Here is a 20453-nt window from a genome sequence, read left to right on the forward strand (position 1 = left end):
GCCGCTGAACGGCTTCCGCCCATGAAAAAAGCGCCTTCCGGCGCTTTTTTGCCGTCGGCCCGGCCTCAGGGCTTGCGCAGCGTGTACTGCACCACGTCGATGCTGCGCTCGGCGAAGGCGGCCTCGCAGTAGGCCAGGTAGAACTCCCAGATCCGCATGAAGCGCTCGTCGAAACCGAGCTGCAGCACCTGGGCGCGCTGCGCCAGGAAGCGCTCGCGCCAGCGCCGCAGCGTCTCGGCGTAGTCGGCGCCGAAGGCGAATTCGTCGACCATCTCGAGGCCCGCGGCCTCGGTGGCGCGCCGGAACTCGCGCGGGCAGGGCAGGCAGCCGCCCGGGAAGATGTACTGCTGGATGAAGTCGGTGGCGTCCACGTAGCGCTCGAACAGCCCGTCGTCGATCACGATGCTCTGGATGCAGGCGCGCCCGCCCGGCTTGAGCAACCGGCTCACGCTCGCGAAGTAGGTCGGCCAGTATTCGCGGCCCACGGCCTCCACCATCTCGATCGAGCAGATCGCATCGAAGGGCGCGTCGCCGGTGGTCCGGCCGATGTCGCGGTAGTCCTGCAGCCGCAGGTCGACCGGCAGGCCCTCGGTGCGCTGGCGCGCGTGGGCGAGCTGCTCGTGCGAGAGCGTCACGCCGGTGACGGCGGCGCCGAATTCGGTCGCGGCCTTCTCGGCCAGCGCGCCCCAGCCGCAGCCGATCTCGAGCACCCGGTCGCCGGGCCGCACGCCCGCCATGGCGAGCGCGCGCCGCACCTTGGCGTGCTGCGCCTCGGGCATCGGCCGCGTCAGGTCGCCCTCGAACCAGGCCGACGAGTAGTTCATCGTCTCGTCGAGCCAGAGTTCGTAGAAGGCATTGCCCAGGTCGTAGTGCGCCTGGATGTTGCGTGCGCTGCCGGTCCTGCTGTTGCGGTTCAGCAGCAGGTGGCGCAGGCGGTAGAGCAGGCGGCCGGTCCAGCTGCCGTAGAACACGTTCTCGATCGCGCGCCGGTTCGCCACGAACACGCGCAGCAGCTCGACCAGGTTCGGCGTGGTCCAGTCGCCCGCGATGTAGCTCTCGGCGAAACCGATGTCGCCCGACTTCAGCGCGGCGCTGCAGACCGTCCAGTTGCGCAGCGTGAGCGAGGCGGTCGGGCCCTCGCCCGGCGCGGCGCCGAAGTGGCGCACCGAATCGTCGGGCAGCCGCACGGTCAGCGAGCCGTGCGCCAGGCGTTGCAAGAGGCGCAGCACGCTGCGGGCCGCGCGCGGCGCGTCCTGCGGCAGGTGGAAGCCCGAGGCGGGCGAGTCGGCAGTGGTCGTCGTCGGGGTCATGGATTCGCCTGCGGCTGGCGCGGCTCGCCGCGCGACACGGAATGAAGCGGCGGGGCCGGCTTGTGGACGAAGGGCACGCGCTTGAGCCACAGCCGCGCGGCCTGCCAGTGGATGCGGGCGATCAGGCCCAGCGTCATGGCGGGGTAGCGCCAGAGCGCGCGCCGCAGGCTGGCCGCGTCGAGCGCCTGGAGTTCGCCGCCGACGCTGGTCTGCAGCAGCGGGCCGTCGGCGTCGTCGTGGTCGATGCGCACCAGCGTGCGCGTGCGTTCGTCGTCGGTGAAGAAGCGGAAGCGGTAACTGCCGTCGATGCGGCAGAACGGCGAGACGTGGAAGGCCTTGGTCGCGCGCAGCTCGGGGCCGAAGGCCGGCCGGTCGAGCAGGTAGCAGTGGCGCTCGCCGAAGGTGTTGTTGACCTCGACCACGATCGCTCGCAGCGCGCCCGCGCGGTCGTGGCAGTACCAGAAGCTGACCGGCTTGAAGGTGTAGCCGAACACCCGCGGGTAGCAGTGCAGCCAGGCCTCGCCGTCGGCGTCGTCGATGCCGTGGGCGGCCAGCAGTTCGTCGAGCCAGGCCAGCGCGCCGCCCGCATCGGGCGCGCGGCCGTCGCCATGGTCGACGTCGTGGAAGGACAGTGCGCCGCGGCGGTTGAACGCGAGCGCCGGGCTGCCGTCGCGGCGCAGGGCGCGCATCGGCAGCATGAGAAAGAAGGTGGGGTAGGCGAAGGCGTTGCGGGCCGGGCGCAGCCGCGCATGCCGGACCTCGCCGAAGCCGATCAGCGGCAACGGCCCCGCCGTGGTCATGGGGCGGCTTTCCCGGTCGCCAGCTGCGCCTGCAGGCCGCGGGCCGCGGCCAGGCCGGCCTTCAGGCCGTCCTCGTGGAAGCCGTAGCCCATCCAGGCGCCCGCGAACCAGGTGCGGCGCTGTCCCTGCAGCGCGGGCACCCGCGACTGGGCATCGATCGCTGCTAGATCGAGCACCGGGTGGGCGTAGTCGTATTCGGCCATGACCTCACTACGCGCGATCTCGCGAACCGGATTCAGCGAAACGATCACCGGTTGCGACCAGGGCAGCGGCTGCAGCTTGTTGAGCAGGTAGTGCAGGCAGACGCCGCCCGATTCCCGCGCGCCGTCCGCGCGCTGGTAGTTCCAGGCCGCCCAGGCGGAGGGCCGCTCGGGCAGCACCGAGGCGTCGGTGTGCAGCACCGCGTGGTTCGGCTGGTAGCGGATCGCGCCGAGCACCGCGGCCTCGGCCGGGCTGGGCTCGGCCAGCAGCGCCAGGGCTTGGTCGGAATGGGTGGCGAGCACCAGGTGGTCGAAGGCCTCGGTGCCGGCATCGGTGGCGATCCGCACGCCGTCGGCGTCGCGCTCGATACGCCGCACCGGTGTGTTCAGCCGTGCATCGGACAGGCCCGCGACGATCTTCTCGACATAGCGTTGCGAGCCGCCGCGCACGGTGCGCCACTGCGGCCGGTTGGCGATCTGGATCAGGCCGTGGTTGTGGCAGAAGCGGATCATGGTCGCGACCGGGAACGCCAGCATCTGCGCGGTCGGGCAGCTCCAGATGCAGGCCATCATCGGCAGGAAATACCAGTCGCGGAAGGCCGGACCGAAGCGGTGCGTATCGAGGAAGTCGCCCAGCGGCTGGGAGAGCTCGCCCTCGGTGCCGGCGAGCGCGATGCGCGTCGTCAGCCGGTTGAAGCGCATCAGGTCGGCCAGCATGCCCAGGAAGCGCGGATCGACGAGGTTGCGGCGCTGCGCGAACACGGTCGCGAGGCTGCTGCCGCTCCATTCCAGGCGCCCGCCGCCGGGCCGCGTCGCCTGGACCGAGAACGACATGTCCGAGTCGGCGGTCGCCACGCCCAGGTCGGCGAACAGGCGGATCAGTTCGGGGTAGGTGCGGTCGTTGTAGACCAGGAAACCCGTGTCGACACCATGCGCGACGCGTTCGCCCAAACCGGGCGATGTCGGCAGCGTGACCGTGGCCGTGTGGGCGTGGCCACCGAAGTAGTCACTGGCTTCGAAGAGGGTGATGCGGGCCGAATCGCGCAGCGCGTGGGCCGCGGCCAGTCCCGAGATGCCGGCGCCGACGATGGCGACCCGGGTCGGCGGCCTCATGGCACCGCCCCGGATTGGCTGGAAGACAAAAATGCTGCGAGGCGCCCCGACGCGAAGGAGGGAGGGAGGGAGGAGGAGAAGAATCGCCTCGGGATTTCGACCAGACGGCAAGCGCCCGGAAGACCTCGCAACATGAAAACCGTGGGGCATTCACTGCCCACGCGAGTTATGAGCGAGGACTTTGCCGCACGGTTCCCACCGCAGTGGTAAGCATTTGTGACGATCCGTTCACAATCTGATTGACGCATCGGTAAATAATATTACCGATACGTCTTCGTGTGAACTGATCAGTTTTGAATTCGATCGCCGGTGCGAACCTGCCGGCATCAGCCCGGATTGGCGGCCAATTGCTTCTCGATGATCGAGATGAAGGCGTTCTCGTCGGGCGCGGTCATGCTCGACCAGGCCTGCACCACCTTGCCGTCGCGGCCGATCAGGTACTTGTAGAAGTTCCATTTCGGCGTCGTGCCCGAGGCCTGGGCCAGCTGCTTGAACAGCGGGTTGGCGTCCGAGCCGCGCACCGAGGATTTGCCGAACATCGGGAATTTCACGCCGAAGGTGCTTTCGCAGAAGTCGGCGATCTCCTTGTTCGAGGCCGATTCCTGAGCGAAATCGTTCGACGGGAAGCCCAGCACCACCAAGCCGCGCGCGCGGTACTTGCTGTCGAGCGCCTCCAGTCCCTTGTACTGCGGCGTGAAGCCGCAGAAGCTGGCGGTGTTGACCACCAGCACCACCTTGCCCGAGTACTGGCACAGGGACTGTGGTTTTTCGTCCTGCAGCCGTGGGAAGGTGTGCTGCAGTATGGCGGGACAGCCTGCCGCCGCCTGGGGCGCGGCAGCCGGTGCGGGCGCCGCGGGTTGCTGGGCGAAGGCCGGTGCTGTTGCGGTCAACAGGCCGGCCATCAGGGCCATTGCCGACGTACGGAGCATCGGGACCGACAATGGGGTGGGGGTTCGCATGGCGGGCTCCTGGTTCACAAAAAGGGGGGCGCATCCGTGCCGCGACGGCGCACGTATTCGCATCATCGCGCGCCTGTCATGGATGCGCCAAACGTGCCGTTTAAAATCGGCGGCCTTAGAAAGATATAGATGCTCTATCCGGAACTCTTCAGACAGCTCGAATCCGTCCGCTGGGACATGGACAAGGACATCCCGTGGCAGTCGTTCGACGCTTCGCTGCTGTCCGAAGAGCAGGCGCAAACCATCAAGATGAACGCCATCACGGAGTGGGCGGCGCTGCCGGCCACCGAGATGTTCCTGCGCGACAACCGCCACGATAGCGATTTTTCCGCTTTCATGTCGATCTGGTTCTTCGAGGAGCAGAAGCACTCGCTGGTGCTCATGGAGTACCTGAAGCGCTTCAGCCCCCAGCACGCCCCCACCGAGGCCGAGCTGCACGAGGTGCGCTTCGACTTCGACCCGGCGCCCCCGCTCGAGACCCTGATGCTGCATTTCTGCGGCGAGATCCGCCTCAACCACTGGTACCGCCGTGCCGCCCAGTGGCACACCGAGCCGGTCATCAAGCACATCTACACCACGCTGAGCCAGGACGAGGCCCGCCACGGTGGCGCCTACCTGCGCTACATGAAGCGCGCGCTCGAGAAGTTCGGCGACGAGGCCCGTTCGGCCTTCACCAAGGTCGGCGTGCTGATGGCGAGCGCCCGGCGCACCGCCCAGGCGCTGCACCCGACCAACCTGCACGTGAACAAGGCGCTGTTCCCGAACGACACGATCCAGAGCCGCATGCCCGATCCGGACTGGCTCGAGCACTGGCTCGACAAGCAGATCAAGTTCGACGCGGTCTGGGAAACCAAGGTCGGTGAGCGCATCCTGCACAACCTGAGCCTGTTGATGAACCGCAGCTTCAAGACGGTCCAGGAACTGAACCGCTACCGCAAGGAACTGGCGGCCAGCCTCGGCCCCAAGCCCGAATACCAGGGCGCCTGAGCAAGAAAGAAAGCAGAAAATCGCCCCGCACGCCGGGGCGATTTTTTTTGAGGCCCCGCGTCACAAACCGGCAACGCCAGCCGTCTTGCCTTCATGGACGCCGCCACCCTCGCCTTCGACCGCCACCGCCCGCGCCTGCAGGGCATCGCCTACCGCATGCTCGGTTCCGTGGCCGAGGCCGAGGAGGTCGTGCAGGACGCCTGGCTGCGCTGGCACGAAACCGCCACCGAGGCGCTCGACAGCACCGAGGCCTGGCTGGTCACGGTCGTGACCCGGCTGTCGATCGACCGGCTGCGCGCGGCCAAGGTGCAGCGCGAGCACTACAGCGGCCACTGGATGCCCGAGCCGATGCTGACCGAGTCGCCGGCCACGCCCGAGGAAGTGCTGGCGCGCGCCGACGACGTCTCGGTGGCCTTCCTGACCGTGCTCGAACGGCTGGCGCCCGAGGCCCGCGCGGCCTTCCTGCTGCGCGAGGTGTTCGACACCGACTACGACGAGATCGCGCGCATGCTCGGCAAGAGCGAGGCCGCCTGCCGCCAGCTGGTGCACCGCGCCAAGACCCAGGTGCAGGAAGGGCGGCCGCGCTACCGCGTCTCGCGCGAGACCCAGATGCGGCTGCTGCGCAGCTTCGCCGAGGCCTCGGCCAAGGGCAGCGTGCGCGAGCTCGAGGCCTTCTTCACCGAGGAGGCCGAGCTGGTCGGCGACGGCGGCGGCAAGGTCCAGACCTTCACGCACGGGCTGGTCGGCGCGCGCCGCATCGCCCAGCTCTACTTCGCCGTGCAGCGGCGCCACGCGGGTGGCGAGCCGGAACGCAGCGTGCGCACCGAGCTGGTCGACCTCAACGGCGAGCCGGGCCTGCTGCGCTTCATCGGCGGCGTGCTCGAATCGGCCCAGACCTTCGAGTTCGTCGGCGACCGCATCTCGCGCGTGCGCGCGCAGCGCAACCCCGACAAGCTCGCGCGCATCGCCGCGGCCTTCGCGCGCTGATTTTTTTCCGACTTCGTGTCACAGGCCGGCGGGCCGGCGCGTCTTCAGTGTGTATCTCGATTTCATCGTCAACCACTGGAGAACATCGCCATGAACACCACTCCCCGCCTCAACTGGTTCAAGACCGTGCCCAAGGCCTTCGAGGCCCTGCTGTCGGTCAACACCGCCATCGCCGACACCACGCTCGAGAAGAAGCTGGTCGACCTCGTGTTCGCCCGCGTCTCGCAGATCAACGGCTGCGCCTACTGCCTCGACATGCACGTGCGCGACCTGCGCAAGGAGGGCGAAGGCTGGCAGCGCATCAACAGCCTCGCGACCTGGCGCGAGATGAGCTTCTACGACGCGCGCGAGCGCGCCGCGCTGGCCTGGGCCGAGTCGCTCACGCGCATGGCCGACCGCCACGATGCGCGCGATGCCGAATACGAGGCGCTGAAGGCCGCCTTCAGCGACCTCGAGATCGCCGAGATCACGGTCGCGGTGGCGCAGATCAATTCGTGGAACCGCATGAACGTCGCGATGCACGTGCCCGCGCCGGTCAAGCCGCTCGAATGAGCGCAGCGGCCGGACGCTCCTAGCGCCGCTCGACCACCATCGGCGAGATGCGCAGGCTCTCGCGCACCTGCGACACCGCCTCGCCGGCTTCGCCGCGCGAGGCGAAGGGCCCGGCCTGCAGCCGGTGCGTGCCGGCCTCGCTGAACACGCGCAGTTGCGGCGCGAGCGCAGGCAGGCCGCGCGCGGCCTGGGCGCGCAGGGTTTCGGCGCCGCCGCGTTCGCGGAAGGCGCCGAGCTGGACCCAGAAGCCGGCCGACGGCGTGTCGGGCCCGGCCAGCGAGGCCGCGGCGGCGGCAGCCACCGCCGCGGGCGAGGGCCCGCTCGGCGGCGCGGCCGCGGCCGGTGCCAGCGGCGGCAGGGCATTCACCACCATGGGCGGGCGCGGTCCCGGCGGCGGCTCGACCTCGTCGTCGGCGCCGGGTGCGGGCCCAGCCATGGTGGACGGCGCCACCGGCATCGTCGAAGCCTCGGGTGCGTTCGTTCCCACCGTCGAGCCCCAGGCCGAGGGCACGGCCACCGGCGCGGCGGCCGCGCGGGTCGGCATCGGCGGCGGCGGCACGTAGACCGGTGCCGCGGGTGCGGGCGCGGGTGCCGTGTAGACAGGCGCCGCCGCCAGCATCGTGTCCGACCCGCGCCGCCAGGCGCCGGTGCGGATGTCCTCGTTCGTGATGCGCTCGATCTCCACCGGCGCCACGCCGCGCAGCAGGTCGAGCTTGAGCGCGGCCGTGTAGCTCAGGTCGATGACGCGGCCGTCGACGAAGGGCCCGCGGTCGTTCACGCGCACGATCGCCTCGCGGCCGTTGGCCGGGTTGCGCACGCGCACGTAGCTCGGCAGCGGCAGCGTCTTGTGGGCCGCCGTCATCGCGTACATGTCGTAGGGCTCGCCGCTGGCCGTCGAGCCCGCGTGGAACTTGCGTCCGTACCAGGAGGCCAGGCCCGACTCGCGGAACGGCCGGTCGTCGGTGATCGGCGTGTAGCCGCGGCCGAGCACGGTGTAGGGCTTGCTGGTGCCGCCGCTGCCGCGGATCGGCTCGATGCGGGGCTCGGCGTCGGGCACGCGCTCGAGGTTGGAGGGCGGACTGGCGCCCGGCCCGTCGCGGCCAGCGCCGCCGCCGCGTGGCCCGCTCGCGCAACCCGCGAGCAGGACGGCGACAGCCACCGCACAGGCGGCGCAGGCCGCGCTGGGTCGGCGGGCGCCGCGCGCCTCAACCAAACACGGCCCTCCACAGCGCCAGCATCGCTTCGCGCTGCGCGGCCAGCGCGGGTGGCGTCACCTGCGTCGGCTCCTCGTTGAGGCGTGCGCGGTGCTGCACGCGCCGCAGCTCGCGGTAGGCCGCGGCCGCGTTGCGGCCCACGCCCGCGGGCAGCAGGCCGGCGTCCTCCGCGCGGATCAGCAGCGCGATGTTGCCGAGGTTGGGGATCAGTTCGGGATGCTCGCTGGAGGCCGACAGCACCAGGAACTGCACCGCGAACTCGGCATCGACCATGCCGCCGGGGCTGTGCTTGACGTCGAAGCGGTCGGCCTTCACGGGCCGCGCGCCGCGCAGCTTGTCGCGCATCGCGATGATCTCGGCCTTCAGCGCCTCGCGGTTGCGCGGCGCCACCAGCACGGCCTCGCGCACCTGGTCGAAGCGCGCGCCGAGCTCGGCGCCGTGGTCCTCGCTGCCGAGCACGAAGCGCGCGCGCGTCATGGCCTGGTGTTCCCAGGTCCAGGCGGTGTTGCTGCCGCGGCCGAGCTGGTACTTCTCGTAGGCCTGGAAGCTGGTGGTCAACAGGCCCGAATTGCCGTTGGGCCGCAGCGCGGTGTCGATCTCGAACAGGTCGCCCTCGCGCGTCTTCACCGTGAGCCAGTTGATGAGCTTGCGCACGTAGGCCGCGTAGACCTCGCCGGCGCGTTCGTCGTCGTCGTCGTAGACGAACACGATGTCGAGGTCGCTGCCGTAGCCCAGTTCTTTGCCGCCCAGCTTGCCGTAGCCGATGATCGCGAACTGCGCCACCTCGCGGTGCCGGTTGCGCACGTGCGGCCAGCACCAGCGGGCGGTCACGCGCAGCGTGGTGTCGGCCAGCGCGCTCAGGTCGTCGGCCACCTGCTCGACGGTGATGCGGCCGTCCACGTCGCGCGCCAGGGTGCGGAACACTTCGGCATGGTGCGCATGGCGCAGCAGGTTCAGCAGGCGCTCCTCGTCGGCCTCGCCGGTGCGGCTCAGCGAGGCATGGCGCGCCTCGAGCTCGCGCTCGAACTCGGCGGCCACGAAGCGGCCCGACAGCATCTCGTCGCTGGCCAGCTCGTCGATCACGCCCGGGTGCTGCATCAGGTAGCGTGCCGGCCAGCGCGCCGAGCCCAGCAGCCGCAGCAGGCGTTCCTGCACCGCGGGCCGTTCGACCAGCAGCGCGAGATAGCTCTCGCGGCGCAGCAGCGGCTCGATCCAGTCGGCCCAGCGCAGCGCGGCCTCGACAGGGTGGGTGGTCTGGCCCTGGCTGTCGCCGTCGGGCTCGCGCAGCCACTGGCCGGTGCGCTGCACCAGCTGGCGCAGCCGCGCGCGCGTTTCATCGCGCAGCGCCATCATGCGCGGCGTCTCGCACCAGTCCTTGATGCGCTCGGCGAAGGCCGGCGGCAGCTCGTCGAGCAGGTCCGACAGCTCGGCCGGCGCGGCCGCCTTGCGTGCACCGTTGCACTTGCCGTTGCAGGGCTTGTCGCCGCCCAGCAGCTTGTCGAACTCCTGCGCGACGAACTCGCGGTGGGTGTCGAGCTGGGCCAGGAATGGGCAGCAGTCGGCATAGCCGAGCGTCTGCGCGATCCAGCGCAGGTCCTCGTCGGCCACGGGCAGCGCATGGGTCTGCTGGTCGTCCAGGTACTGGATGCGGTGCTCGACCTGGCGCAGGAACTCGTAGGCCGCGGCCAGCGCGTCGGCGGTTTCCTGCGGCATCAGGCCGGCGCGCGCGAGCCGCTGCAGCGCATCGAGCGTGGGCCGGGTGCGCAGCTCGGGGAACTGGCCGCCGCGCACCACCTGCAGCAGCTGCACGGTGAACTCGATCTCGCGGATGCCGCCGCGCGACAGCTTCACGTCGTTCGCGCGCTCGGGTCGGCCCGCGCTGCGGCGCGCCGACTGCTCGCGGATCTGGCGGTGCAGCACGCGCAGCGAATCGAACACGCTGTAGTCGAGGTAGCGGCGGAACACGAAGGGCAGCACCGCGCCGCGCAGGCCCTGGGCCTGGCCCTGCGCGACCACCTCGGTGGGCGCGACCACGCGGCTCTTCATCCAGGCGAAGCGCTCCCATTCGCGGCCCTGCACCTGGAAATACTCCTCCAGCGCATCGAGCGAGACCACGGGTGGCCCCGAGTTGCCGTTGGGCCGCAGCGCCAGGTCGACGCGGAACACGAAGCCGTGCTCGGTGGTGTCGCCCACCAGCGCGTAGATGCGCTTCACGGCGCGCGCGAAGTACTCCTGGTTCGCGAGCTTGCCGCGGCCCTGCGGGTCGCCGGCGGTGTCGCCGTCCTGGTCGTAGAGGTAGATGAGGTCGATGTCGCTCGACACGTTGAGCTCGCGCGCGCCGAGCTTGCCCATGCCCACGATCCACAGCTGCGAGCGCTGGCCGTCGGCGCCCAGCGGCGCGCCGTGCGCCGCGTCGAGCTCGGCGCAGGCCTCGCGGCAGGCGGTGTCGAGCGCGAACTCGGCGAGCTCGGTGACCGCGGTGGTCACCACGGCCAGCGGCGCCTGGCGGTCGCAATCGAGTGTGACAAGGCGTTCCATCACCAGCTGCCGCACGATGCGCAGGGCGTCGCCCACGCCGTCGCCGCGCGCGCGCAGTGCCTCGTAGGCCTGCGTCATCGATGCGCGGCGCGGCTCGCCCTCGGGCAGCAGCGCGAGTTCGCCCGCATAGCGGCGGCGCAAGCGCTGCACGAAGCGCGAATAGGAGGACAAGGCGGGCTTGTCCGCGTCGGGGTTCGTCGATGCTGTAGCTGACAACTGATTCAAACTGGTGCTGGTTGCGGCGGAACCCGTCCCGATGGTGGCGGTCATAATTCCCGGCACAGCGCGATCCTCAATGAACGACACGGTGTCTTCCCCTTCACGTCTGCTCAAGATCACCGCTGTGACGGCGCGCTGGCTCCTGGGTCTTCTCGTGGCTGCGTGGCTTCTCCTGGCCCTGGCAGTCGTGGTCCTGCACGCGTGGATTGTGCCGCGAATCGGCGATTACCGTGGTGCGCTGGAGGCGCAGGCCAGCAAGGCGATCGGGGTGCCGGTGCGCATCGGTTCGATCACGGCCCGCTCGGGCAGCCTGTTCCCCGCCTTCGAGTTGCGCGACGTGGTGCTGCAGGACGCGCAGCAGCGCGAGGCGCTGCGCCTCGTGCGCGTGGTGGCCAGCGTCTCGCCGCGCTCGCTGTGGCGCTTCAATTTCGAGCAGCTCTACATCGAGGGCCCGGCGCTCGACGTGCGCCGCGACGCTCAGGGAAAACTCCATGTCGCGGGCCTGCACATGTCGACCGATACGACCGGAGAAACCCGCGCCGCCGACTGGTTTTTCGCGCAGCGCGAACTGGTGATCGAAGGCGGCACGGTGCGCTGGACCGACGAGCAGCGCCAGGCCGAGCCGCTGATGCTGACCGACGTGCGCTTCGTGGCGCGCAACGGCGGCCGCCGCCACGGCCTGCGGCTCGACGCCACGCCACCGGCCGGCTGGGGCGAGCGCTTCACGCTGCGCGGCCAGTTCCGCCAGCCGCTGCTGTCGGTGCGCACCGGCCGCTGGCAGACCTGGGACGGCCAGATCTACGCCGACCTGCCCTACATCGACGTGACCCGGCTCGGGCGCTACGTATCGATCGATGCACGCATCCGCGAGGGCAACGGCGCGCTGCGGCTGTGGGCCGACGTGGACGACGGCCAGATCGTCGGCGCCGCCGCCGACCTCGGCCTCGACCGGGTCGATGCCTCGCTCGGCAAGGGGCTGCAGCCGCTGGTGCTGCGCGCGGTCACGGGCCGGCTCGCTGGCCGGCTCACGGTCGACACGATGGAGTTCTCGACCACCGCGCTGCAGTTCGACACCGCCGACGGCCTGCGCTGGCCCGGCGGCAACCTCTGGCTGCAGCACACGCCCGCCAAGGGTCGCACGCCCGAGCACGGCGCGCTGCGCGCCGACCGGCTCGATCTCGCGGCGCTGGCGCTCATCGCCGACCGGCTGCCGCTCGGAGACGCCACCCACCGCGTGCTCGATGCCTACGGCCCGCGCGGGCTGGTCGAGCGCATCGACCTGAACTGGCAGGGCTCGCTGGGCGCGCCCGACCGCTACCAGGCCAAGGGCCGCATCAGCGGGCTGCGCATCGCCTCGCAGGCCGGCGCGGCGCCGGCGGAGACCCCTGCTGCCGCGTCCGCCACGCCCGTCGCCAAGCCGCCCGCCCCGACACCTTCCGCACCTTCGGCGAGCACCACGGCCACCGCGGCCGTCCCCCCGCGCGTGCATCCCGGTTCCCCCGGCCTCAGCGGCGCCACGCTCGACTTCGACGCCACCCACGCGGGCGGCAGTGCCACGCTCGCGATCGCGCAGGGCGGGCTCGAATTTCCCGGCGTGTTCGAGGAGCCCGCGATCCCGGTCGACCGGCTCTCGGCCCAGCTGCAATGGAAGATCGACAACGGCAACACGCAGCTGCAGGTGTCGAAGCTGCGCTTCGCCAACGTCGATGCCGAGGGCGATGCCGAGGCCAGCTGGCGCACCAGCGACCCGGCCACCTCGAGCAGCAAGGCGCGCTTTCCCGGCGTGCTCGACCTGCGCGGCAAGCTGACCCGGGCCGACGGCACGCGGGTCTTTCGCTACCTGCCGCTCGACATCCCGCAGCACACGCGCGACTACGTGCGCGACGCGGTCACCAAGGGCGTCGCGAGCAGCGTCGACTTCCGCGTGCGCGGCGACCTGCACGACATGCCGTTCATGGACCCGCGGCTCGGCGAGTTCCGCATCGCGGCCAAGGTGCAGGACGTGCACTACGCCTATGCGCCGCCGCACGTGCCCGCTGCGGTCGCCGCGCCGGCACCCGCGCGCGGCACCGCGGCCTCCCGCGTCGCCGCCGCGCCCACCCCGCCGACCGTCGCCCCGCCCGCCGCGCCCAGCGTGGCCCAGTGGCCCGCGATCACCGGCCTGTCGGGCGAGCTGATCTTCGAGCGCGCCGGCATGCAGGTGCGCAACGCGCGCGGCCGGCTCGCGGGCGCCACCGCCATCGAGGTGTCGAAGGCCGAGGCCCAGATCGCCGACATGTCGCACCACGCCGCGCTGCTCAAGGTCGACGCGCAGGCGCGCGGGCCGCTGGGCGAGCTGCTGCGCGTGGGCGCGCCGCTGGCCGGCGATGCCGGCGAGTTCCTGCGCGGCGTGCGCGCCAACGGCGTGGCCGACTACAAGCTGCATCTCGAGCTGCCGCTCGAGGCCATGGACAAGGCGAAGGTGCAGGCCAGCGTGGCCTTCGGCGACAACAACGAGGTGCAGCCGGTGCCCGAGGCGCCGCTGCTGACCCAGACCAAGGGCACGCTGAACTTCACCGAGACCGGCTTCGCGCTGGCCGGCGTGCAGGCCCGGCTGCTCGGCGGCGACGTGCGCATCGACGGCCGCGGCCGCTACACCGGCCCGGCCGCGAGCCACGAGCTCGCCATCCGCGCGCAGGGCAACGTCAGCGCCGACGGCATGCGCGCCGCGCGCGAGGTCGACTGGCTCGCGCGGCTGGCGAAGAAGGCCACCGGCAGCGCGCCCTACACCGCGAGCTTCTCGATGCGCGAGGGCGCCTCCGAGTTCTCGGTCGCCAGCAGCCTGCAGGGCCTGGCGCTGCAGCTGCCGGCGCCGCTCGCGAAGAGCGCCGAGGAGCAGATGCCGCTGCGCATCGAGAAGAAGATCGTGCAGCGCGAGGCGCGCGCCGGCACGGCGGGCAGCGCGGGCGCGGCCAGCGTCGCCACGCAGGACCAGATCGGCCTGGAGATCGGCCGCGTCGGCTCGGTGCAGTACGTGCGCGACATCTCGGGCAGCGAGCCGCGCGTGCTGCGCGGCGCCATCGCGGTCGGCCTCGCGGCCAACGAGACCGCGAGCGTGCCCGAGCGCGGCGTGCTCGCCAACATCAACCTCGCGCGACTCGACATGGCGGCCTGGCAGGCGGCCTTCGGCGAAGCCGCCGGCACCGGCCCGGCCGACATGCAGGCCGCGGCCGGCGACGAGGCCTCGCCCTACCTGCCCACGCGCATCGCGGTGCGCGCGCAGCAGCTCAGCGTGGCGGGCCGCACCCTGCACGAGGTGGTGCTCGGCGGCACGCGCGACGGCGCGCTGTGGCGCGCCAACATCGACGCCACCGAACTCAGCGGCTATGCCGAGTACCGCCACACCCAGGCCGGCCGGCTCTATGCGCGGCTGGCGCGGCTGAAGATCGCGCCGACCGAGGCGACCCAGGTCGAGGCCCTGCTCGACGAGCAGCCCGGCACCCTGCCCGCGCTCGACATCGTGGTCGACGACTTCGAGCTGCTCGGCAAGCGCCTGGGCCGGGCCGAGATCGATGCGGTCAACCGCGGCGGCGTGGGCCGCGAATGGCTGCTCAACCGGTTGAGCTTCACCATGCCCGAGGCCAGCTTCGCGGCCAAGGGCACCTGGGCCGCGGTCCCGGGCTCGGGCGGCGGCGGCCGCGCCGAGCAGCGCCGCACCGCCATGACCTTCCGGCTCGACATCAACGATGCCGGCAGCCTGCTCGGGCGCTTCGGCATGCCCGGCGTGCTGCGGCGCGGCAACGGCCGGCTCGAGGGCAACGTCGACTGGCGCGGCTCGCCGTTCTCCATCGACTACCCGAGCCTGGGCGGCCAGCTCGGCGTGAACGTCGAATCGGGCCAGTTCCTCAAGGCCGACCCGGGCCTGGCCAAGCTGCTCGGCGTGCTGAGCCTGCAGGCGCTGCCGCGCCGGCTCACGCTCGACTTCCGCGACGTGTTCAGCCAGGGCTTCGCCTTCGACTTCATCCGCGGCGACGCGAAGATCGCGAACGGCACCGCGAGCACCAACAACCTGCAGATGAAGGGCGTGAACGCCGCCGCGCTGATGGACGGCTCGGCCGACATCGTCCACGAGACGCAGAACCTGCGCGTGGTGGTGGTGCCCGAGATCAACGCCGGCACCGCCGCGCTGGTCGCGACCGCGATCAATCCGGCCATCGGCCTGGGCACCTTCCTCGCGCAGTGGGTGCTGAGCAAGCCGCTGTCGAGCGCGGCCACGCAGGAGTTCCAGATCGAGGGCACCTGGGCCGACCCCAAAATAGCGAAGGTGGCGCGTCCGCTGCTGCCCAATATTTCGAACAACCTGCCGCACCTGCCGGCGCTTCCCAGCCTGCCGGGCATCCCGGGGCTGCCGGCCGCGGGCGAAGGCCGGAGACCGGAGACCACGCAATGAAAGTCGCAGCCATCCAGATGGTGTCGGCCATCGCCCGCGAAGCCAACCTGGCGCGCGCGCACGACCTGCTCGCGCGCGCCGCCGCCGAGGGCGCCGAGCTCGCGGTGCTGCCCGAGTACTTCTGCATGATGGGCGCGCGCGACACCGACAAGCTGGGCCTGCGCGAGACCGCCGGCGCGGGCACGGTGCAGGGCTTCCTGGCCGACGCGGCGCGCGAATTCGGCCTGTGGATCGTCGGCGGCACGCTGCCGATCGAGAGCACCGATGCCGACCACGTCTTCAACAGCTCGCTGGCCTTCTCACCCGAGGGCAAGTGCGTGGCGCGCTACGACAAGATCCACCTGTTCTTCTTCGACAACGGCCGCGAGCGCTTCGACGAGCGCCGCGTGATCGCGCCGGGCGCCGAGCCGGTGCTGTTCGAGCTGCCCTCGCGCGACGGCCATGCCTGGCGCATCGGCCTGAGCGTGTGCTACGACCTGCGCTTTCCCGAGCTCTACCGCGCGCTCTCGCGCCAGGGCGCCGACCTGCTGCTGGTGCCCAGCGCCTTCACCCACACCACGGGCGCCGCGCACTGGGAGGTGCTGCTGCGCGCGCGTGCCATCGAGAACCTGGCCTGGGTGGTCGCGCCCGCGCAGGGCGGCACGCACGAGAACGGCCGCCGCACCTGGGGCCAGTCGCTGATCGTCGATCCCTGGGGCACGGTGGTGGCGCAGCAGGCGAGCGAGGAGGGCGTGGTGCTGTTCGACATCGACACCGCCCAGGTCGAGCGCGCGCGCACGCAGCTGCCCGCGCTGTCGCACCGCATCCTCTAGGGGCGCGGCATGGCGGTGGATGCGGCCGATCTCGCGGTGCCCGGCGCGCCGGAGCCGGCCTATGCGCCGCCACCGCTGCCGGTGCCGCCCTACCGCCGCCTCGTCGTCGGCTTCGCGCGGCTGCGCTCGCTGTGGCAGCGCTGGTTCCTCTGGCTGCTGCTCGCGATCCTGGTGCTGGCGCTGCTGGTCACCGTGGTCTGGCTCGCGGGCAAGCACGAGGTCGAGCAGGTGCAGGCCGCGCTCGACCGCGACACCGCCGACGCGGTGACCGACCTGCGCAGCGGCCTGCAGCGCAATGCCCAGAGCCTGCGCGCCACGCAAGCGCCCGGCCCCGACCGTTCGCACTGGCCCGAGGCCGCGGCCGCGCTGCTGCGCGAGCACCGCGAATGGCTGCGGCTCGAGTGGCGCGACGCGCGGCTGCGCACGCTCGACGCGGTCGATACGCCCTACCGGCTGCACGTGCTCGATCCCGCGAGCCGCACGGCCGAGCAGTCCGACGTCTCGCTGGCCTGCGCCGCCGCGCGCAAGCTCGGCACGCCGGCCTATTCGCCGAGCCACTACGTGCCGCTGGGCGGCGGTGGCGGCATGGAGGTGATGGAGCTGTGCGTGCCGATGGACACCGGCGGCGGCTTCCTGGTGGCCAGCTACTCGCTGCGCGACACGCTGGCCGAACTGGTCGGCCCCACGCTCACGCGCGGCCAGGAGGTGGCCTTCACCGAGACCGACGGCACGCGCCTGGTGGCCATCGGCACCGCGCGCCGCGTCGGCACGCGCGTGTTCACCTCGCAGCAGCTGATCGACCTGCCCGGCGCCGCGCTGATGCTGCGCGTGGACGGCTGGCGTTCCGCGCCCGACCTGTTCCCGAACGTGCTGACCGCGCTGGTCACGGCGATCTCGATCGCGCTGGTGTCGGTGCTGGTGCTGCTGGCGCGCGACACGCGGCGGCGCCTGCGCGCCGAGCGCGACCTCGCCGATTCGCTGGCCTTCCGCAAGGCGATGGAGGACTCGGTCATCACCGGCCTGCGCGCGCGCGACCTGCAGGGCCGCATCACCTACGTCAACCCGGCCTTCTGCGAGATGGTGGGCTTCAGCGCCGAGGAACTGATGGCGCGCGAGGCCAACGACGCGCCCTACTGGCCGACCGAGCTCGCGCACGAGTACCAGCAGCGCCAGGCGCGCCGGCTGGCCGGCGGCATGCCGCCGCGCGAGGGCTTCGAGTCGGTTTTCATGCGCAAGGACGGCACCCGCTTCCCGGTGCTGATCTTCGAGGCGCCGCTGCTCAACGCGCAGCGCGTGCAGACCGGCTGGATGAGCGCCTTCATCGACGTCAGCGAGCAGCGCCGCATCGAGGAGCTGTCGCGCGCCAGCCAGGAGCGGCTGCAGGCCAGCGCGCGGCTGGCCACCGTGGGCGAGATGGCCTCGCTGCTGAGCCACGAGCTCACGCAGCCGCTGGCCGCGATCGCCAGCTACGCCACCGGTTCGCTCAACATGCTCGGCCCCGATGCGCGCGGCGAGCAGGGCGAGGTGGCGATGGCGGTGCGCCGCATCGCCGAGCAGGCCGACCGCGCGGGCCAGGTGATCCGCAGCGTGCACGACTTCGTGCGGCGGCGCGACCGCACGCGCGAGGCGGTGGCGCCGCAGGCGCTGATCGACGCCGTGCTGCCGCTGGTGCGGCTGCAGGCGCGCAAGCTCGGCGTGATCATCGAGGTGGTGCTCGAGGACCGGCTGCCGGCCGCGATGTGCGACCGCACGCTGGTCGAGCAGGTGCTGCTGAACCTCGCGCGCAATGCGATGCAGGCCATGGACACGGCCGACAACATCGGCAACCGCGTGCTGCGGCTGCGCGTGGCGCGCGCGGTGGCGGTCGGCGGCAGCGGCGTCGACGACGCGCGGCGCTGGCTCGAGTTCTCGGTGGCCGACCTCGGCAGCGGCATCGGCGAGGAGGTCGCCGCGCGCCTGTTCACGCCCTTCTTCACCACCCGCGCCGACGGCATGGGGCTCGGCCTGAGCCTGTGCCGCACCGTGGTCGAGCAACATGGCGGCGCGCTGATGTTCGAACCGAATCGGCCGCGCGGCACCGTGTTCCGGTTTACCCTCCCGGCCGCGGCCTGAGGCCGTCGCCCCCGCCACCCTTTCGATTTCCTTCCCGACCGATATGCAACCGCTGATCGATGGCCTGATCTTCATCGTCGACGACGACGCCAGCGTGCGCGAGGCACTGGCCTGGCTGCTGCGTTCGCGCCGGCTCGCGAGCGAGCACTACGGCAGCGCCGAGGCCTTCGAGCAGCGCCTGGCCGAAGGCCCGCTGCCCGAGCAGCCGCTGTGCCTGCTGCTCGACGTGCGCATGCCCGGCACCAGCGGGCTGGTGCTGTTCGACCGGCTGGTCGAGCGCGGCCTGCTCACGGCCCTGCCCGTGATCTTCCTGACCGGCCATGCCGACGTGCCGACCGCGGTCGATGCGGTCAAGCGCGGCGCCTTCGACTTCTGCGAGAAGCCCTTCTCCGACAACGCGCTGGTCGACCGCATCGAGCAGGCGCTGCTGCTCTCGCAGGACGCGCTCGAGGCGCGGCGCGCGCGCCGCGGGCTGTCCGACCGCATCGCCGAGCTCACCGAGCGCGAGCGCGACGTGATGCGGCTGGTGATCGAGGGGCTGCCGAACAAGCTGATCGCCGACCAGCTCGCGATCAGCGTGCGCACGGTGGAGGTCCACCGCGCGCGCGTGTTCGACAAGATGGAAGTGAAGTCGGCGGTCGAGCTCGCCAACAAGCTGCGCGGGCTCTGAGCCGCGCGTAAAAAAGCCCTCCGCGTGGGGAGGGCTGGCGATGTGCAGGTCGGGCCGGTGCTCAGGCTTTTTCGGCCACGAACAGTTCGACGCGGCGGTTCTGCGCGCGGCCGGCCACCGTGCCGTTGTCGGCCACCGGCTCGCGCGAGCCGCGGCCGTCGGTGGTGATGGCGGTGGTCGACACGCCGCGGCCCACCAGGTGGTTGCGCACGCTGTCGGCGCGGCTCACCGAGAGGCGCTCGTTGCCTTCCTCGCTGCCGGTGTTGTCGGTGTGGCCGATCACGCGCACGCTGGCGGCGGTGGCGCTCTTCAGGCCGTCGGCGACCTTGTCGAGCACCTGCGCGAGGTTGCGCTTCACGTTGGCGCGGCCGGTGTCGAACGACAGCTCGTTCGGAATCACGAGGTGCAGCTGGTTGTCGGCCGTCTGCTCGATCACCACGCCGGTGCCCTTGGTGGCGGTTTCCAGGTCGGTCTTCAACGTGGCCAGCCGTGCGGTCCAGCTGTTGCCGGCGGGGGCTTCGGTCTTGGCGGCGGGCGCGGCCCCGTCGGCCGGTGGCGTGGACGACTGCGAAGCGCAACCGGCGACGAACAACAGCACGGCCGCGGCCGCGCTCGAAACAACGAGCTTCCTCATGAATATTCCCTCGGGTGAACCATTGGACAAGACGTGGATGTGGGTGCCGGTGGTCCGGCACGCCTGCCTTCCCTGCGGGTGATCGGCCGCCTCGACGGCCGACCGGGGGTCAGCCGCGCGGTCCGCGCTCGCCGACGTAGATCTCGACGCGGCGGTTCTGCGCCCGGCCCGCGTCGCTGTTGTTGTCGGCGATCGGCTCGTGCGAGCCGCGGCCCTCGATGCGGAAGATGGCCGCGTTCACGCCGCGCGCCACCAGGTAGTCGCGCGTGCTCGCGGCACGGTCGACCGACAGCGGGTTGTTGATGGCGTCGGAGCCGGTGCTGTCGGTGTGGCCGATGATGCGCACCTCGGCGGCCGGGTTGTTGCGCAGGCCGCTGGCGAACTGGTCGAGCACCGGCGCGAAGTTGGGCTTGATGTTCGAGCGGCCCACGTCGAAGGAGACGTCGCTCGGGATCGCGAGCTTGAGCTCGTTGTTGGGGGTTTGCGTGACGGCCACGCCGGTGCCCTGCGTGGCGGCTTCCATCTGGCGCTTCTGCGCTTCCATGCGCTGCGACCACAGGTAGCCGCCGAGCGCGCCGGCCGCCGCGCCGACCACGGCACCGGTGCCGATCGCCCCGCGGTTGCCGCCGGTGGCCGAGCCGATGACGGCGCCGCCCAGGGCGCCAGCGCCCGCGCCGATGGCGGTGTTGCGCTGCGTGTCGGACATGCCGCCGCCTGCGCAGCCCGCGAGAACGATGGCGAGCGAGGTGGTGGCGAGTACGAGTTTCTTCATGGCGATCCCTTTCGAGGTTGATTCAAAGCGGGCACAGCTTAGCCTTGCGGCGGCTGAGATGGTACGGCTTCCGAGGCCTCTCTGAAACACCGAAAGCCGTGATAGAGCCCGTGATTGCTCGATCGGTTGCTACCAAAGTAATAGC

Annotated in this window: 15 protein-coding genes; 7 read left to right on the forward strand and 8 right to left on the reverse strand. The window is 71.3% G+C overall.

Going from position 1 to position 20453, the window contains the following annotated elements; translation table 11 throughout:
• Positions 1-65: 65 nt before the first annotated feature.
• The 4 genes from AC07RM_RS11485 to AC07RM_RS11500 all read right to left on the reverse strand — a co-directional run bounded on the left by AC07RM_RS11485 (position 66) and on the right by AC07RM_RS11500 (position 4382).
• Positions 66-1310 carry a class I SAM-dependent methyltransferase gene (locus AC07RM_RS11485; RefSeq protein ID WP_495334508.1) on the reverse strand — a complete coding sequence of 415 codons (1245 nt, stop codon included), beginning with the start codon at positions 1308-1310 and terminating at the stop codon, positions 66-68.
• Complete coding sequence (locus AC07RM_RS11490; protein WP_495334509.1) at positions 1307-2110, reverse strand: DUF1365 domain-containing protein; 804 nt, start codon at positions 2108-2110, stop codon at positions 1307-1309. The genes AC07RM_RS11485 and AC07RM_RS11490 overlap by 4 nt, the downstream gene beginning before the upstream one ends.
• A complete protein-coding gene (locus AC07RM_RS11495) occupies positions 2107-3423 on the reverse strand; it encodes an NAD(P)/FAD-dependent oxidoreductase (protein ID WP_495334510.1) in 1317 nt (438 codons plus the stop codon). The genes AC07RM_RS11490 and AC07RM_RS11495 overlap by 4 nt, the downstream gene beginning before the upstream one ends.
• 326 nt (positions 3424-3749) lie before the next feature.
• Complete coding sequence (locus AC07RM_RS11500; RefSeq protein ID WP_495321415.1) at positions 3750-4382, reverse strand: glutathione peroxidase; 633 nt, start codon at positions 4380-4382, stop codon at positions 3750-3752.
• A 129-nt stretch (positions 4383-4511) separates the two neighbouring features.
• Here AC07RM_RS11500 and AC07RM_RS11505 point away from each other — a divergent pair, with 129 nt between their 5' ends.
• From AC07RM_RS11505 to AC07RM_RS11515, 3 genes are all read left to right on the forward strand, one after another.
• Entirely contained in the window at positions 4512-5369 is an 858-nt protein-coding gene (locus AC07RM_RS11505) for a ferritin family protein (RefSeq protein ID WP_057597796.1), read from the forward strand.
• Positions 5370-5462: 93 nt separating this feature from the next.
• A complete protein-coding gene (locus AC07RM_RS11510; protein ID WP_495334511.1) occupies positions 5463-6356 on the forward strand; it encodes an RNA polymerase sigma-70 factor in 894 nt (297 codons plus the stop codon).
• A 90-nt stretch (positions 6357-6446) separates the two neighbouring features.
• On the forward strand, positions 6447-6908 hold the full coding sequence (locus AC07RM_RS11515) for a carboxymuconolactone decarboxylase family protein (protein WP_495334512.1): 462 nt from the start codon (positions 6447-6449) through the stop codon (positions 6906-6908).
• 19 nt (positions 6909-6927) lie between these two features.
• Here the strand turns inward: AC07RM_RS11515 and AC07RM_RS11520 are convergent, their stop codons facing one another.
• Entirely contained in the window at positions 6928-8067 is a 1140-nt protein-coding gene (locus tag AC07RM_RS11520) for a septal ring lytic transglycosylase RlpA family protein (RefSeq protein ID WP_495334513.1), read from the reverse strand.
• 46 nt (positions 8068-8113) lie between these two features.
• The gene (gene glnE, locus AC07RM_RS11525) at positions 8114-10930 is read right to left on the reverse strand and encodes a bifunctional [glutamate--ammonia ligase]-adenylyl-L-tyrosine phosphorylase/[glutamate--ammonia-ligase] adenylyltransferase (RefSeq protein ID WP_495334514.1); all 2817 of its coding nucleotides are present in this window, start codon (positions 10928-10930) and stop codon (positions 8114-8116) included.
• A gap of 25 nt (positions 10931-10955) precedes the next feature.
• Between glnE and AC07RM_RS11530 the strand changes: the two genes are divergently transcribed.
• The 4 genes from AC07RM_RS11530 to AC07RM_RS11545 are packed head-to-tail and all read left to right on the forward strand — an operon-like array spanning position 10956 to position 18902.
• Positions 10956-15308: a YhdP family protein gene (locus AC07RM_RS11530; protein WP_495334515.1), complete on the forward strand. Its 4353-nt coding sequence runs from the start codon at positions 10956-10958 to the stop codon at positions 15306-15308.
• Entirely contained in the window at positions 15305-16120 is an 816-nt protein-coding gene (locus AC07RM_RS11535) for a carbon-nitrogen hydrolase family protein (protein ID WP_093351404.1), read from the forward strand. Before AC07RM_RS11530 ends, AC07RM_RS11535 begins: the two co-directional genes overlap by 4 nt.
• Positions 16121-16129: 9 nt before the next feature.
• Positions 16130-18232 (forward strand): two-component system sensor histidine kinase NtrB, encoded by a 2103-nt coding sequence (locus AC07RM_RS11540; RefSeq protein WP_093351402.1) that lies wholly within the window; start codon positions 16130-16132, stop codon positions 18230-18232.
• A gap of 43 nt (positions 18233-18275) precedes the next feature.
• On the forward strand, positions 18276-18902 hold the full coding sequence (locus tag AC07RM_RS11545) for a response regulator transcription factor (protein WP_093351399.1): 627 nt from the start codon (positions 18276-18278) through the stop codon (positions 18900-18902).
• Between the two features lie 61 nt (positions 18903-18963).
• On the opposite strand, the gene AC07RM_RS11550 is transcribed toward AC07RM_RS11545, so the two are convergent.
• A complete protein-coding gene (locus tag AC07RM_RS11550; RefSeq protein ID WP_093351397.1) occupies positions 18964-19536 on the reverse strand; it encodes an OmpA family protein in 573 nt (190 codons plus the stop codon).
• 109 nt (positions 19537-19645) lie between these two features.
• Positions 19646-20308 carry a YiaD family glycine zipper/OmpA-like lipoprotein gene (locus AC07RM_RS11555; protein WP_057597447.1) on the reverse strand — a complete coding sequence of 221 codons (663 nt, stop codon included), beginning with the start codon at positions 20306-20308 and terminating at the stop codon, positions 19646-19648.
• Positions 20309-20453 lie beyond the last annotated feature (145 nt).

The sequence above is a fragment of the Variovorax sp. GW821-FHT09B05 genome (assembly GCF_059418265.1).

What these genes read in the sequence shown, in the direction of transcription:
- AC07RM_RS11490 (WP_495334509.1), bottom strand. Translation starts at nt 2,110, where the DNA reads ATGACCACGGCGGGGCCGTTGCCGCTGATCGGCTTCGGCGAGGTCCGG.
- AC07RM_RS11505 (WP_057597796.1), top strand. Translation starts at nt 4,512, where the DNA reads ATGCTCTATCCGGAACTCTTCAGACAGCTCGAATCCGTCCGCTGGGAC.
- AC07RM_RS11500 (WP_495321415.1), bottom strand. Translation starts at nt 4,382, where the DNA reads ATGCGAACCCCCACCCCATTGTCGGTCCCGATGCTCCGTACGTCGGCA.
- AC07RM_RS11555 (WP_057597447.1), bottom strand. Translation starts at nt 20,308, where the DNA reads ATGAAGAAACTCGTACTCGCCACCACCTCGCTCGCCATCGTTCTCGCG.
- AC07RM_RS11510 (WP_495334511.1), top strand. Translation starts at nt 5,463, where the DNA reads ATGGACGCCGCCACCCTCGCCTTCGACCGCCACCGCCCGCGCCTGCAG.
- AC07RM_RS11515 (WP_495334512.1), top strand. Translation starts at nt 6,447, where the DNA reads ATGAACACCACTCCCCGCCTCAACTGGTTCAAGACCGTGCCCAAGGCC.
- AC07RM_RS11550 (WP_093351397.1), bottom strand. Translation starts at nt 19,536, where the DNA reads ATGAGGAAGCTCGTTGTTTCGAGCGCGGCCGCGGCCGTGCTGTTGTTC.
- AC07RM_RS11485 (WP_495334508.1), bottom strand. Translation starts at nt 1,310, where the DNA reads ATGACCCCGACGACGACCACTGCCGACTCGCCCGCCTCGGGCTTCCAC.
- AC07RM_RS11495 (WP_495334510.1), bottom strand. Translation starts at nt 3,423, where the DNA reads ATGAGGCCGCCGACCCGGGTCGCCATCGTCGGCGCCGGCATCTCGGGA.
- AC07RM_RS11530 (WP_495334515.1), top strand. Translation starts at nt 10,956, where the DNA reads ATGAACGACACGGTGTCTTCCCCTTCACGTCTGCTCAAGATCACCGCT.
- AC07RM_RS11545 (WP_093351399.1), top strand. Translation starts at nt 18,276, where the DNA reads ATGCAACCGCTGATCGATGGCCTGATCTTCATCGTCGACGACGACGCC.
- AC07RM_RS11540 (WP_093351402.1), top strand. Translation starts at nt 16,130, where the DNA reads ATGGCGGTGGATGCGGCCGATCTCGCGGTGCCCGGCGCGCCGGAGCCG.
- AC07RM_RS11535 (WP_093351404.1), top strand. Translation starts at nt 15,305, where the DNA reads ATGAAAGTCGCAGCCATCCAGATGGTGTCGGCCATCGCCCGCGAAGCC.
- glnE (WP_495334514.1), bottom strand. Translation starts at nt 10,930, where the DNA reads ATGACCGCCACCATCGGGACGGGTTCCGCCGCAACCAGCACCAGTTTG.